General features: G+C 72.2%; 15 protein-coding genes. 10 read left to right on the forward strand and 5 right to left on the reverse strand.

Annotated features, from left to right (window positions below):
* Positions 1–39: 39 nt before the first annotated feature.
* From BIU96_RS13990 to BIU96_RS14025, 8 genes are all read left to right on the forward strand, one after another.
* On the forward strand, positions 40–639 hold the full coding sequence (locus BIU96_RS13990) for a hypothetical protein (protein ID WP_071293206.1): 600 nt from the start codon (positions 40–42) through the stop codon (positions 637–639).
* Positions 636–1,637, forward strand: coding sequence for an ornithine cyclodeaminase family protein (locus BIU96_RS13995; RefSeq protein ID WP_071293207.1), 1,002 nt, complete (start codon positions 636–638; stop codon positions 1,635–1,637). The genes BIU96_RS13990 and BIU96_RS13995 overlap by 4 nt, the downstream gene beginning before the upstream one ends.
* Positions 1,638–1,684: 47 nt before the next feature.
* Positions 1,685–2,620, forward strand: a complete 936-nt coding sequence (bla, locus tag BIU96_RS14000; protein ID WP_071293298.1) for a class A beta-lactamase — start codon at positions 1,685–1,687, stop codon at positions 2,618–2,620.
* Positions 2,621–2,634: 14 nt separating this feature from the next.
* Positions 2,635–3,816: an FAD-dependent oxidoreductase gene (locus BIU96_RS14005; protein ID WP_071293208.1), complete on the forward strand. Its 1,182-nt coding sequence runs from the start codon at positions 2,635–2,637 to the stop codon at positions 3,814–3,816.
* Positions 3,813–4,820 carry a glycerate kinase gene (locus tag BIU96_RS14010; RefSeq protein WP_368072978.1) on the forward strand — a complete coding sequence of 336 codons (1,008 nt, stop codon included), beginning with the start codon at positions 3,813–3,815 and terminating at the stop codon, positions 4,818–4,820. The genes BIU96_RS14005 and BIU96_RS14010 overlap by 4 nt, the downstream gene beginning before the upstream one ends.
* A gap of 260 nt (positions 4,821–5,080) precedes the next feature.
* Entirely contained in the window at positions 5,081–5,413 is a 333-nt protein-coding gene (locus BIU96_RS14015; RefSeq protein ID WP_071293210.1) for a hypothetical protein, read from the forward strand.
* Between the two features lie 129 nt (positions 5,414–5,542).
* Positions 5,543–6,589: an NAD(P)-dependent alcohol dehydrogenase gene (locus BIU96_RS14020; RefSeq protein ID WP_071293211.1), complete on the forward strand. Its 1,047-nt coding sequence runs from the start codon at positions 5,543–5,545 to the stop codon at positions 6,587–6,589.
* A 182-nt stretch (positions 6,590–6,771) separates the two neighbouring features.
* Complete coding sequence (locus BIU96_RS14025) at positions 6,772–7,731, forward strand: helix-turn-helix transcriptional regulator (protein WP_139200049.1); 960 nt, start codon at positions 6,772–6,774, stop codon at positions 7,729–7,731.
* On the opposite strand, the gene BIU96_RS14030 is transcribed toward BIU96_RS14025, so the two are convergent.
* Genes BIU96_RS14030 through BIU96_RS14045 form a run of 4 tightly spaced genes read right to left on the reverse strand, consistent with a single transcriptional unit; the run spans position 7,728 to position 11,597 of the window.
* Positions 7,728–9,149, reverse strand: a complete 1,422-nt coding sequence (locus tag BIU96_RS14030; RefSeq protein ID WP_139200050.1) for a hypothetical protein — start codon at positions 9,147–9,149, stop codon at positions 7,728–7,730. The genes BIU96_RS14025 and BIU96_RS14030 overlap by 4 nt on opposite strands.
* The gene (locus BIU96_RS14035; RefSeq protein WP_071293214.1) at positions 9,139–9,951 is read right to left on the reverse strand and encodes a TIGR03943 family protein; all 813 of its coding nucleotides are present in this window, start codon (positions 9,949–9,951) and stop codon (positions 9,139–9,141) included. The genes BIU96_RS14030 and BIU96_RS14035 overlap by 11 nt, the downstream gene beginning before the upstream one ends.
* Entirely contained in the window at positions 9,938–10,957 is a 1,020-nt protein-coding gene (locus tag BIU96_RS14040) for a permease (protein WP_071293215.1), read from the reverse strand. The genes BIU96_RS14035 and BIU96_RS14040 overlap by 14 nt, the downstream gene beginning before the upstream one ends.
* 52 nt (positions 10,958–11,009) lie before the next feature.
* A complete protein-coding gene (locus BIU96_RS14045; protein ID WP_071293216.1) occupies positions 11,010–11,597 on the reverse strand; it encodes a TetR/AcrR family transcriptional regulator in 588 nt (195 codons plus the stop codon).
* Between the two features lie 98 nt (positions 11,598–11,695).
* Here BIU96_RS14045 and BIU96_RS14050 point away from each other — a divergent pair, with 98 nt between their 5' ends.
* Together BIU96_RS14050 and BIU96_RS14055 are read left to right on the forward strand one after the other, a co-directional pair.
* Positions 11,696–12,010, forward strand: a complete 315-nt coding sequence (locus BIU96_RS14050) for a multidrug efflux SMR transporter (protein ID WP_071293217.1) — start codon at positions 11,696–11,698, stop codon at positions 12,008–12,010.
* 1 nt (position 12,011) lies between these two features.
* Positions 12,012–12,377, forward strand: a complete 366-nt coding sequence (locus BIU96_RS14055; RefSeq protein WP_071293218.1) for a multidrug efflux SMR transporter — start codon at positions 12,012–12,014, stop codon at positions 12,375–12,377.
* Between the two features lie 156 nt (positions 12,378–12,533).
* Here the strand turns inward: BIU96_RS14055 and BIU96_RS14060 are convergent, their stop codons facing one another.
* Positions 12,534–13,673 carry a CE1758 family FMN-dependent luciferase-like monooxygenase gene (locus BIU96_RS14060; protein ID WP_071293219.1) on the reverse strand — a complete coding sequence of 380 codons (1,140 nt, stop codon included), beginning with the start codon at positions 13,671–13,673 and terminating at the stop codon, positions 12,534–12,536.
* Between the last annotated feature and the right edge of the window lie 131 nt (positions 13,674–13,804).

Consider the following 13,804-nt stretch of genomic DNA (forward strand, 5'->3'; position numbering starts at 1 on the left):
GTCGCCCGCGACGAGTCCAGCCCGATCACGCTCGACTGGTTGGCGGGCAAGGTCGTGCTCGCACCGGGTGCCGGCGGCAGTGCGCCGTACGAGTTCACCGCGGGGCTCATCCGCGAGGCAGGCGGCGACCCGTCGGCCACCCGGTTCGTCCGCGACCTGTCGACCGCGATGCTCGTCGAGCTGTACCGGGGCGGCCTCGGCGACGCGATCATCCTCGACCTGGTCTCGGCCGAGGAACTCGTCGCGGCCGGCGGCGGAACCATCGTCTTCCGCCACCTCGACGCGGGCGGCGTGATGCCGAACTGCGTCTACTACACGCGGACCGACCGGATCGACGAGCTCGGCGACCGCGTCGACCGGTTCACGGACGGCATCGCGGCGGCCATGGCGAAGATCACCGCCGGCGATGCCGACGCCGAGATCGCCGCCGTCCTCGCCGCCCGGTGGCCGGACAAGGACGCCGCCCTGCTGCGTCGCGCGGCAGACGAGATGGCGGCCGGAGGTGTCTGGGACTCTGCCGTGGTCGACCGCGACGCGTCCGACCGCTGGATGCGGATCCTGTTCGACGGCGGCCTCACCACGCACACACCGTCGCTCGACGAGCTCCTCGGTGCCCCGAGCGCCGTCACGACCTCGTGACCCTCGTCCTCGGTGCCGACGACATAGCGGAGGTCATCGGCGCGATCGACGTCGTCGGAGCGGTGGAGGCGATCCACGCCGACCTCGGGACCGGGGCCGCGCAGCAGCCCGCCCCCGTCGCCCTGACCGGTGTCGACGACGCGCTCTTCCTGCCGATGGCCGTCCGGTCGGACCGGCTCGGGCTCGTCGTCGTGAAGCTGATGGCCGACATTCCGGACAACAGCGCCCGGGGGCTGCCGTCCCAGCGCTCCACGATCCTGGTGTCGTCCTCGGTGACGGGCGAGTGCGTGGCCGTCCTCGACGGCATGGCGGTCACCCGGGCGCGGACCGCGGCCACGTCCGTCGTCGCGACGAAGCACCTGGCCCGCCGCGACGGCGAGGTCCTCGGGTTGCTCGGCGCGGGCAACCTCGCCGTCGAGCACGTCCGCGCGTTCGAGGCCGCGCGCCCGTTCGACCGGATCGTCGTCTGGTCGCGCTCGCCGGCGACGGTCACGCGGTTCCTCGAAGGGATCGGTCCGGAGCTCGCAGCACGCTGCGTCGTCGCACCGGACCCCCGCCGTGTCGTCGAGGAGTCCGACGTCCTCTGCACGCTCACCCCGTCGATCGAGCCGGTCGTCCGCGGCGCCTGGCTGCACGACGGCCAGCACGTCAACGCGGTCGGCGCCCGGCCCCGCCCGACGCACCGTGAACTCGACGGTGCCGCGATGGCCCGGGGGACGGTGTTCGTCGACAGCCGGGCGACGGCGTGGACGAAGTCCGGCGACCTGCTCGAAGCGGTCGTGGAACGCGCGCTGCCGCAGGACATCGAGCCCGCGGAGCTCGGCGAGGTCATCGCCGGCCGGGCTCCGGGCCGGACGCACGACGACGAGGTCACGGTGTTCGACTCGGTCGGACTCGGGGCGCAGGACCTGGCGGTCGCGGCGCGGGTGATCGAACTCGTGCGGGAGCGCGGGATCGGGACCCCGGTGACGATGGGGCGTTCGAGCGCGCGACGATGACGCTGCCGTTCGACGGGGTCCCAGGATGACCCGCAAGGGTGCTCCTCATGCACCGTGCGGTCCCCCTCGTCATCGCTGCCGCCACCGCGGTCTTCGTCATCGCCGGCTGCTCGACCGGCCCGACCACCCGTGGTTCGGCGTCGTCCAGCTCCACGGCCGCACCGACGGCGTCCCCGACACCGACACTCGACACGTCGGGGGTCGACCGGGCCCTCGCCGCGCTCGAGACGGAGTACGACGCCACCGTCGGGGTCGTCGCGACCGACACGGTCACCGGTGAGTCCGTGACCCACGACGGCGACCACCGGTTCGGGTACGCGTCGACCGTCAAGGCGTTCGCGGCCGCACAGTTCCTGCGATCGGTACGGGGCTCCGACCGCGACGAGGTCGTGCACTGGACCGCGGCGGACGTCGCCGCAGCCGGCCACTCCCCCGTCACCGAGCAGCACGTCGGCGACGGGCTGTCGTACGCCGCACTCGCCGAGGCCGCGGTCCGGCAGAGCGACAACACCGCACTGAACCTCGTCCTCACCCGGATCGGCGGCCCGAGCGGCCTCGACGCGGCGCTGCACGACCTCGGCGACGACGTGACGCAGGTCGTCCACGACGAGCCGGACCTCAACACGATCGAGCCGGGCAGCACCGAGGACACCACCACCCCGGCGGCCTTCGCGGCGGACGTGGCGGCGGTGCTCGACGGGACCACCCTGGACACCGCCGACCGCGCACAGCTGCTCGACTGGATGGGCGGCAACGCCACGGGCGACACCCTGATCCGCGCCGGCGCTCCGGAGGGCTGGACGGTCGCCGACAAGTCCGGCGGCGCGGGCGGCATCCGGAACGACGTCGCGCTCGTCACCCGGCCGGGCGGCGACCCGATCGTGATCGCCGTCCTGACGACGAGGAACGACCCCGACGCCGCGTACGACGACGCCCTCGTGGCGAAGACCGCCTCGGTGGTGCTCGGCGCCTTCGCACGCTGAACTACGATCTGGGCATGCCCGCCAGCAGCACGGACACCACCCGGCACATCGTCGTCGGGGGCGGGGTCGTGGGTGCCGCCGCCGCGTACGCCCTCACCCGCCGCGGCGAGCGCGTCCTGCTCGTCGAACAGCACGGGCGCGGCCACGACCGGGGCTCCTCGCACGGTGCGACCCGGATCTTCCGGCAGGGCTACGCCGACGCCGAGTACGTCGCGCTGACGACGCGCGCCCTCGAGCTGTGGGAAGCGCTCGAGGCCGCAGGCGACCGGCAGCTCATCGACCGGACCGGTGCCGTCGACCACGGGCGCGCCGAGGTCGTCGACGCCATCGCCGCGACGCTCGCCGCGGCGGACATCCCGCACGAGACGCTCACCGTTGACGAAGCCGCCGCCCGCTGGCCCGGGATCGCGTTCGAGGGGCACGTCCTCACCCACGCCACCGCCGGGCAGATCCGGTCGGCCGAGGCGATCGAGGTCCTCCTCACCCTGGCCGAGGGGACCGGGCTCGCCGAGCTCCGGTTCGACACCCGGGTGACCGGGATCGAGGACCACGGCGACGAGGTCACCGTGACGCTCGCCGCCCGGAGCGACGCCACCGAGGACGAGCACACCGCCGGCGAGCGCGTCCGGACCCGCTCCCTGGTGGCCGCGGTCGGCTCGTGGGCCCCCACCCTGGTGGGCGACCTGCTCGCGGAACGCGGGGCGCGCCTCCCGGCCATCCGCGTCACCCAGGAGCAGCCCGCCCACTTCCCCAGCCACCTGCCGGACGAGGCCTGGCCGAGCTTCGTGCACTGGGCCGACGGCGACGACGTGTACGGCCTGCTCACCCCCGGCGAGGGCGTGAAGGTCGGGTTCCACGGGACGGGGCCGGTCGTCGACCCGGACCACCGCGACCGCACGCCCGTGCCGGCGGAGGCCGCGCGACTGCAGGCGTACGTCGCGCGTTTCGTGCCAGGGGTGGACGCGTCGGCGCCGACGTTCATCAGCTGCCTGTACGACAACTCCCCGGACGAGGACTTCGTCATGGACCGTCGCGGGCCGATCACGGTCGCGACGGGGTTCTCGGGGCACGGGTTCAAGTTCGCGCCGCTGCTCGGCGAGATGCTGGCGGACCTCGCGACGGGTGGGGCGCCGCACCCGCGCTTCGCGCTGCCGTCCGACACCGCCCACCAGGAGGTCCCACCGTGCGCATCGTGATCGCTCCCGATTCCTTCAAGGGGACGGCGACCGCGGCTGCCGTCGCCGCTGCGATCGCGGACGGCTGGCTGCTGGAGCGCCCCCACGACGAGGTGGTGCTCGCACCGATGGCCGACGGCGGCGAGGGGACACTCGACGCGTTCGCGACCGCGTTCCCGGACGCCGTCCGCGTCCCCGTCACGGTCACCGGTCCGGCCGGCACGCCCGTCGACACGTGGTGGCTGCGACTGCCAGACGGCCGTGCCGTGGTGGAGCTCGCGGCGACGAGCGGCCTCCCGCTGCTGCCCTCGCTCATGCCCGACACCGCGACGTCGCGCGGGTTCGGCGAGGCCATCGTGGCAGCGCTCGACGCCGGTGCGACCGGGCTCGTGCTCGGCATCGGCGGCAGTGCCTCGACGGACGGCGGCGCCTCGGTCCTCGACGTCATCGGATCCCGGCCACTTCCGCCCGGCGGTGTGGTCGTGCTCACCGACGTCACCTTGCCGCTGCTCGGACCGACCGGGGCCGCGGCGGTGTTCGGCCCCCAGAAGGGCATCACGCCCGATCGGGTGGCGTCGTTCGATGCACGTCTGGCCGCGTTCGCGGGGCGGTTCCCCGACGTCGACCCGACGACCCCGGGCGCCGGTGCGGCCGGTGGTGTCGGTTTCGGCATGCTGGTCTGGGGTGCGACGCTCGCGCGGGGGGCCTCGGCGGTCGCGGACGTCCTCGGGCTGCCGACGCTGCTGGACGGCGCCGACGTGGTGGTCACCGGTGAGGGGCGGTACGACGGGCAGAGCGCCGCGGGCAAGGTGCCGTCGGTGGTGCAGGCCCTGACCGCGGTGCACGCCCCCGGTGCCCGACCGATGCTCGTCGCGGGGGCGATCGACGCGCCGCTCGACGACTACGCCGCGGCGGCGTCGCTCACCGTGCTCGCGACGCAGACCACCGGCGAGCCGGACGACGCGCTCGCCGACCCGCTGCGCTTCGCGACGATCGCGGGGCAGCGGTTGGCGCGCATGGCCTGATCGATCCGCGGTGTCGACTCATCCGCGCTCCGTCGTCATCGCTGCTGTCGTCGACACGGACGTCACGCAACGCGGCCGCGAATGCCGCGTACAGACGCAAAAGTCCGATCTGCAAGACTTTTCGGGATGTCCGATCAACCGGACACACGTGCGGCGCCGGGATGCTGCTCGTCCGCACCGACGCCGACGGCTGAGCGCCCCGCCAGCCGCCGACGGTTCACTGGGACACGAGTCCACCCGAGGGCGGTAGGGAGCCACCGATGAAGCACATCCAGTACGACGGTTCGACGATCCTGACGAGCGACGACGTCGCCGACGCCGTCATCGAGTACGCCGCCGCCCTGGCCGGCGGTGACCGCGCGGACACCGTCGCCGTGCCCGCGGTCGCCGACGACGGCACGATGACCACGACGAAGATCCTGATCGGCCCGTCGAGCGAGATCGTCGTCGAGGACACCGAGGAGGACGACCTCGAGGTCGAGCAGGAGGAGTTCGTGGCGCGACTCCGCGCAGCGGCCGAGACCTTCGGGCACGCCGAACCGATCCACGCCGACACCCGCTCCGACCTGACGAGCGCGCCGGAACAGGTCTGAGCGGCACGCGTCCGACACGCGCACGTGCGATCGCAGGGGTGTCCCAACGGAACCTCCCACCCGATGGCGCGCTCCACGACACTTGACGAGGGCCGGATCCGGCCCCACGTCAACCCCACGAGGAGACCATTGCGCACCGTCAACGCGTACGCGGCACCGTCCGCCACCGAGCCGCTCGTCAAGACCACCATCACCCGTCGTGACGTCGGCCCGAACGACGTCGAGATCGACATCGCCTACGCCGGCATCTGCCACTCGGACATCCACACCGTCCGCGGCGAGTGGGGCGAGATCCAGTACCCGCAGGTCGTCGGCCACGAGATCGTCGGCCACGTCTCCGCCGTCGGCGAGAACGTCACCAAGCACCAGGTCGGCGACCGCGTCGGCGTGGGCTGCATGGTGAACTCCTGCGGTGAGTGCGAGAACTGCGTCGCCGGCGAGGAGCAGTACTGCCTGAAGGGCAACATCCAGACGTACGCGGGCGTCGACCCGGCCGACGGCAGCATCACCCAGGGCGGCTACTCGCAGGCCGTCGTCGTGAACGAGGACTTCGTCCTCCGGGTGCCCGAGTCGCTCGACATCGAGAAGGTCGCGCCGCTGCTCTGCGCCGGCATCACCACCTACTCGCCGCTGCACCACTGGAAGGCCGGCCCCGGCACGAAGGTCGCCGTCATCGGCATGGGCGGGCTCGGCCACATGGCGGTCAAGATCGCCGTCGCGCTCGGCGCCGACGTCACCGTCCTGTCGCAGACCACGTCGAAGGAAGCCGACTCGCTCCGCTACGGCGCGACGGCCCACTACGCGACGAAGGACCCGGAGACGTTCGAGAAGCTCGCGAGCTCGTTCGAGCTCATCATCAACACCGTGTCGGCGAAGATCCCGATGGGTGCCTACCTCGGCCTCCTCAAGGTCGACGGCACGCTCGTCAACGTCGGTGCCCCGTCGGAGCCGCTCGAGGTCCCGGCGTTCGCCCTGATCCCTCGCCGACTCAGCTGGGCCGGTTCGGCCATCGGCGGCATCCGCGAGACCCAGGAGATGCTCGACTTCTGCGCGGAGCACGGCATCCTGCCGGAGACCGAGCTCATCAGCGCGGACCAGATCAACGAGGCGTACGAGCGCGTCCTGGCGTCGGACGTCCGGTACCGCTTCGTGATCGACGCGGCCACCCTGGCCTGAGCGGCCCGCGTCCTCGACGCGACCGCACGGCGGACGGGAGGCGCGGTGCCAGCTGGCACCGCGCCTCCCGTCCGTCCACGGTCGTGGACAGGGCTGCCGAGCGCTGTCCGCAGAACGCGGTACCGTCGTCCGTCGCACGCAGCGGTAGGACAGTTCCCGACCTAGTTTGGGAGTCTTGACGGGTGAGTGACACGTCGAGCGAGGCACCTCGGCCTCTCGTGTCGGTGGCCGGCACCGACACGGATGCCGCCATCGGCGACCTCGCTGGCATGTACGCGGGCCGCACCTGGCACTCCGGCCGCACCGACGGGGACTACTGGTACCGCTACGTGGCCCTCGGCGACGAGCGGATGAGCATCCGTCGGTCGCAGATGCACGGCTCCCTGCGCGGCGACGTCGCGGTCGAGGGCGAGGTGGTCGTGCAGTGGATCGACTCCGGCAGCGCGGCGCTCGACGTCGGACGTGACGAGGTCCGCATGCAGCCCGGTGTGCCGACGCTCTTCCCCGTCGAGCAGCGCTTCGACATGGAGTACCGCGACTGGGACCAGCGGCTCGTGCACCTGCAGCGCGACCTCGTGCTCGACGTCGCGTCCGAGCGGTACCTGGTGGACGGGACCGTCCAGTTCGACCGTTCCACACCGCCGACGCCCGAGGCGATCGCGCGCTGGCGGCAGGCCGTCGCGTCCTCCGTCCGCGCGCTCCGGACCGACGGGGGCGAGTCGCTCGCCTGGGGCGAAGCGCAGCGGGACGTCGCACGGGCGCTCCTCGACCTCTACCGCTTCCGTGCGGAAGCCGCACCCACCGGGTGGGGCGAGCACCGGCACGCCCGGATCCGTGCCGCCGTCGAGTACATCCACGCGCACGCGCACGAACCGCTGACGGTGTCGGACATCGCGCGGGCCGCCGACCTCAGCGTGCGCGGCCTGCAGGAGGCGTTCCAACGCGCCCTCGACCGCACGCCGATGCAGTACCTCCGCGAGGTCCGGCTGCGCCGCTCCCACGAGGACCTGCAGCGCGCGCAGCCCGGCCAGACGTCGGTCGCCGAGGTCGCGGCGCGCTGGGGCTTCACGCACATGGGCCGGTTCTCCGGGGAGTACCTGCAGCGGTTCGGCGAGTACCCGAAGCAGACGCTCCGGCGCTAGCCGATCTCGTCGCCGGACGGCAGGGCACCGCACCAGTCGACCGACCCGGCGTCGATGCTCGCCTCGAGCACCCCGGAGGACGCGTCGACGATGCTCACCAGCTCGTCGGTCGCCGACTTCGTCGCGACCGCGACGAACTGGCTGTTCGGGGACGGGCAGACCGCCGTGACGCTCGCGTCGTCCGGGATCGTCACGGGCAGCCGGGAGGCGCGGCTGCCGTCCACCCGCACGATCCGTGCCGAGATGGTCCCGTCCGACCGCACGTCGCCGACGACGCGCAGGTAGCTGGCGTCCGTCAGCTGCGCGATCCGCCCGAGGTAGGCGCCGTCGGTGCTGCCGGCGGGCGCCTGCAGTGCGGTGCGCGCGCCGTCCGTCAGGTCGAGGCGGACGATGCCCGTCCCCGTCTCGACCACGGCCGTCGTGCCCGTGCCGACGAACCCGTGCAGGTACGTCGCGCTGCCGAGACGGACGGCATCGGTCCGGCCGCTCATGTCGACCAACACGAGGTCGTCGCTGCCGGTCCGGACGAGGGCGCTCTCGGTGCGCGGTACGTACGCCCACTGGCCGACGGTCATCGGGACCGCCCCGGTCACGGGCTTCCCCTCGGCGTCGATCGCGGTCGGCAGGTGCGTGCCGGTCATGTCGACGACGTAGAGGCCGACGTTCCGGGACTGCCCGGTGGAGGTGTCGGCGTACTCGAACCCGAACGACGCGCCGTCGTCCGCCGCGTGCAGGGCCGTCACGCGTCCTTCCCGGGTGGGCAGCGTGAGGTGCTCCACGGGGGTGTCCTCGTCCTGCACGCCGCCCGCGAGCGGGACGATGTCCACGGCGGACCCGGCGTCCGTGCCGCTCACGACGACGAGCGAGCGACCGAGGCGGGCGTACTCGGAGATCCCGGCGGCCTCGTAGACGGTCCTCGAGCCGCCCGCGTCGAGCGACCGCCGGACGATGCGGTCCTTCCCGCCGTCGGCCGCGGGGACCAGGGCGAGCACGTCGGTGCTGCCGGTGCGGATCGTGGTGGTGAGGTCGGACGTCGCCCGCTGCCCCGGGGCTCGGACGTCGGCCACCGTGACCGTGTAGTCGCGGTCGTACGCCAGGGGGCCGGCGAACTCCACGGCGATCGTGTTCCCGCTCGAGGTCACCGTGTGGGCGGCGGCCGGGGAGACCCGGACGTCGCCGGCGGTCACCCGCTGCAGCGCCTGGTTCGCGGTGAGGATCACCCGCTGGGCCGGACGCGACACCAGGCCCGAGGCGTCGTACGACACGTCACGCAGGCGGGGTCCCTGCTGCGAGCCGACGACCGCGGCGAGCGACCCGACGACGACGAGCACCGTGATCGTCGCGACGAGCCGGCGTCGGAAGCGGTTCCGGGGGCGGGCCCGGAGCGACTCGGGATCCCTGCCGGGCTCAGTACTCATACGGGTCGTCCGGCTGGGCGATCTTCTTGACGGTCGCGGCCCGGATGACGATCCGGGCGTCGGCGGACTGGTCCGGGTTCGCGGCGAGCTTGCCGGTCACGGTGACCCACTGGTCCTCGTCGGGGACGGCGCCGTCGGTGACCACGCCGAGTCCGACGGGCTGGGCGTCGACGGCGCAGCAGCTGATCACGAAGCGGGTCAGGGTGAACGAGCCGTCCGCCCCGGGGACCACGAACCCGGAGAGCTCCACGTCCTTGCCGACGAGTGACGTGGTGTCGGTGGTCTGGCGGATGAGGGCGGCCCAGTCCTTCACGCCGTACTGCGACGTGTCGACCGAACCCGAGCCCAGCAGCGACACCGCCGCCTCGGAGCCGGTGGCATTGGACAGCGTCGCCGAGTCCACGCTCCGCTGCTGGGCGGTGCGTGCGGACAGCGTCGTCGGGGGCAGGACGAGCATCGCGGTGGTGACCCCGATCGTGACGAGTGCGGCCACGCCGCTCAGCACGATCCGTGTGCGGCGAGCCGCGCCTCCCGTCCGGCGACCGTGGTCGTGGTCGTGACCGGCGTCGTCGGCGTCCCCGTCGACGTCGTCGTGGGCGTGCCCGTGGCCGCGGGCGACGACCACCAGGCCGGCGACCGACGCGGGGACCGCGACGACCGCCAGGACGATCGTGAAGACCGAGTACCGCGGGTTGATGTACAGGTCGAGGTGCCCGGCGAGGGCGAGCCACAGCGTGCAGAGCGCCACCGCGAGCACCGACCCGAGCCCGAGGTACGACGGACCCTTCTCAGACCAGGACATTCATCACCAACCCGACGGTTCCGGCGAACAGGACGCAGACGACGGCGAGCAGCACCAGGAAGCGTGCGCGGAAGGTCGTCCGGAGCAGCGCGATCATCTTCACGTCGATGATCGGCCCGATGATCAGGAACGCGGTGATCGACCCCGGCAGGAAGGTGGACGCGAAGGACAGCGCGAAGAAGGCGTCCACGTTCGAGCAGAGCGACACGGTCATCGCGAGGAGCATCATCGCGGCGACGGACAGCACCGGGTTCGCGCCGATGGACACCAGCGTCGACCGGGGCACGGCGACCTGGATCGCGGCGGCCAGTCCGGCGCCGACGAACAGCGCGGGCATCATCGTCGCGGTCTCGCCGCCGAACTGCGCGGCGCTGTCCCGCCAGCGGTTCCGGCTGCGCGGGGCCCCGACGGCCGCGCGGCACCGTGCCTCGAAGGCCGGCAGCAGGAGCTCGGCCGGGCGGCGGTGCGCCGCGACGATCCAGCCGACGAGGTTCGCCACGACGAAGCCGCCGACGATGCGCACCGGCAGGATCCAGCCGGACCAGCCGAAGGCCTGCGCGGTGCTGATGATCACGAGCGGGTTGAGGATCGGGGCGGCGACGAGGAAGGTGACGGCCTCGGCCGGGGTGAAGCCGCGCATCATGAGGCCCCGGGCGAGCGGCACGTTGCCGCACTCGCACACCGGGAAGAGCATGCCGATCAGGGAGATCACGGCGCGGCGGCCGACGGCGTTCTGCGGCAGGACCTTCTCGAGCGCGCCCACGGGCACCCAGACCTCGACGACGATCGACAGCACGATGCCGAGCACCACGAAGGGCAGCGATTCGACGACGACGCTGATCGCCAGCGTGAGGAAGTCCTGCACCACGTTCGGCAGCCCAGCGGTGCCGACGGCCGGCGAGAGCAGGCGGATCCCGAGCAGCACGACGACCGCTGCCAACACCAGGCCTGGGCCCGTGCGGGAGCGCGAGCGCTGCGTTCGCGGCGGCGGCGTGGTCGTCGTCACCGGGCAAGGATAGGCGACGGACGTCGGACGCCCGGGCAGCGCGCCCGGTCGGTCAGGACGCGGCGAGCCCGTTCAGGTGCCGGTCGAGCACGTCGATCGCCCACTCGCCGGACTCCCCCGGCGCGAGCCGCACGAGGTGCATCGCGAGCCCGTCGACGAGCGCGTGCAGCCGGCGGGTCTCGTACTCGCGATCGGCCTCGGGGAGACCGTGCTCGCCGACGAGCCCGAGGACCTCCTCGCACCACACCCGCATCTCGCGCACGGCCTCGTCGAGCGCGGGCCGGAGTTCCGCGTCGGTGAGCGCGGCGTTGCCGAGCGCCAGGTACACCTCGAGCTCGAGCACCCGTTCCTCGTCGAGGGGCAGCAGCTCGAGCACGATCCGGTGCGCGCGATCGCGGGGCGGCACGTCGGTGGGGACCGCCTCGATGCGTTCCCGCGTCCGGTCGAACACGAGGGTGATGGCGTGCTCGCGGAGGCTCGCCTGGGTGGGGAAGACGTAGCGGACCGTGCTCGGCGGCAGGCCGGCCTCGGCCGCCACGTTGCGGACGCTGAGCGCCCCGAGTCCGTCGCGGGCGAGGACCCGCCACGCCGCTTCGGAGACGGTGCGACGTCGGTCCGCGAGGTCGATGCTCCTGGCCATGGCGCCATACTCGCACAGCCGTACGACTCGTGCTACCGTAGAGAGCGTTGTCGCACAGTCGTGCGACTCACGTACTGCTCGATCGAAGGGACATCGTCATGGCGTGGGGCATCCTCGTCCTGTCCGGCGTGCTCGAGGCCGTCTGGGCCACCGCACTGAGCGCGTCGAACGGCTTCAAGAAGGTCGTGCCGACGATCGTGTTCGTCGCCGGCATGGCGCTCAGCATGGTCGGGCTCGCGTTCGCCATGAAGGAGATCCCGGTCGGCACGGCCTACGCGGTGTGGGTCGGCATCGGAGCCTCCCTGACGGTGGTGGTCGCGGTCGTCCGGAAGCAGGAGGCAGCGTCCGTCGCCCGCCTCGCCCTGGTGTTCGGCCTGGTCGCGTGCGTCGTCGGCCTCAAGGTGGTGAGCTGACGTGGCGTGGATCGTGCTGTTCGTCAGCGCCGCGCTCGAGACGGTGTGGGCGACCGCCCTCGGCCAGAGCGACGGGTTCTCCGAGCTGCGGCCGACCATCGTGTTCGCGATCACGATCGTGGTGAGCCTCGGTGCCTTCGGGTACGTCCTCAAGCACATCCCGATCAGCACGGCGTACGCGGTGTGGACCGGTACCGGGGCGGCACTGACGGTGCTGTGGGGGATGGCCACCGGCGCCGAGCCCGTGACGGTCCTGCGCCTGCTGTTCATCGCCGGCATCGTCGGCTGCGTGGTCGGCCTGAAGCTCGTGCCGGCCCGCCCGGTCGCGGCCGCCCCACTCGTGAAAGCGACAGATGACCGCGGATGATCCGCGGCCATCTGTCGCTTCGGCGGAGGTGACGGCAGCGCAACCCGCAGGACTGTCGCTTTCGCGGTAGGCGGGCGGGGCGGACGCCGGGACGGACTGGAGGCGCGGTGCCAGCTGGCACCGCGCCTCCAGTCCGTCAGGTGGTCACGCGACGGGTCAGACCGACGCGCCCGTCCACTCGTCCTCGGCCGCGACGTGGTCGCTGCCGACGGTGCCGGCGGCCATCGCCGCAGCCACTCGCGAGGCGTGCGACGGCGGGTCGGACGGCACGTCGGCCGGACGGCTCTCGTCGTTGATCTTCCGGAGCTCCGGCACGATGTCCGTCGCCAGGATGTCGATCTGCTCGAGCACCGTCTTCAGCGGCAGCCCCGCGTGGTCGACGAGGAACAGCTGGCGCTGGTAGTGCCCGACGTGCTCCTTCATCGCGGCGTACCGGTCGATGACCTGCTGCGGCGAACCCACGGTGAGCGGGGTCTGCTCGGTGAAGTCCTCCATCGACGGGCCGTGGCCGTAGACCGGGGCGTTGTCGAAGTACGGGCGGAACTCGTTGACCGCGTCCTGCGAGTTCTTCCGGGCGAAGAACTGCCCGCCGAGTCCGACGATCGCCTGGTTCGCGGCGCCGTGCCCGTAGTGCTCGAAGCGCTGACGGTAGAGACCCACCATCTGCTCGGTGTGCTGGATCGGCCAGAAGATGTTGTTGTGGAAGAAGCCGTCGCCGTAGTACGCGGCCTGCTCGGCGATCTCCGGCGTGCGGATCGACCCGTGCCAGACGAAGGGTGCGACACCGTCGAGCGGGCGCGGGGTCGAGGTGAAGCCCTGCAGCGGCGTGCGGAACTTGCCCTGCCAGTTCACGACGTCGTTCTCCCAGAGCTGGCGGAGGAGCGCGTAGTTCTCGATCGCCAGGTTGACGCCCTGGCGGATGTCCTGGCCGAACCAGGGGTAGACGGGGCCGGTGTTGCCGCGACCCATCATGAGGTCCATGCGGCCGTCGGAGATGACCTGGAGCATCGCGTACTCCTCGGCGATGCGCACCGGGTCGTTCGTGGTGATGAGGGTCGTCGACGTCGAGAGCGTGATGTGCTCCGTCTTGGCGGCGAGGTACGCGAGCATCGTCGTCGGCGAGGACGCGACGAAGGGCGGGTTGTGGTGCTCACCCGTGGCGAAGACGTCGAGGCCGGCCTGGTCGGCGTGCTCGGCGATCGTCAGGATGTCCCGGACGCGCTGGGTGTCGTCCGGCGTGGTGCCGGTCGTGGGGTCCGTCGTGACGTCGCTGACGGTGAAGATACCGAACTGCATGGTGCCCGCCTCCTGGCTTGCTGGTTGTTCGAGCATTTCGATGCGTTTGCATCGACTTGCTGGGTACAACGTAGCGCAGTCGCAGGCATTCCCGCCAGTGCCGCACCCGCGGCAGGTGCCGCAGGTGCCGC

Source organism: Curtobacterium sp. MCBA15_008 (assembly GCF_001865065.1).
Taxonomy (GTDB): Bacteria; Actinomycetota; Actinomycetes; order Actinomycetales; family Microbacteriaceae; genus Curtobacterium.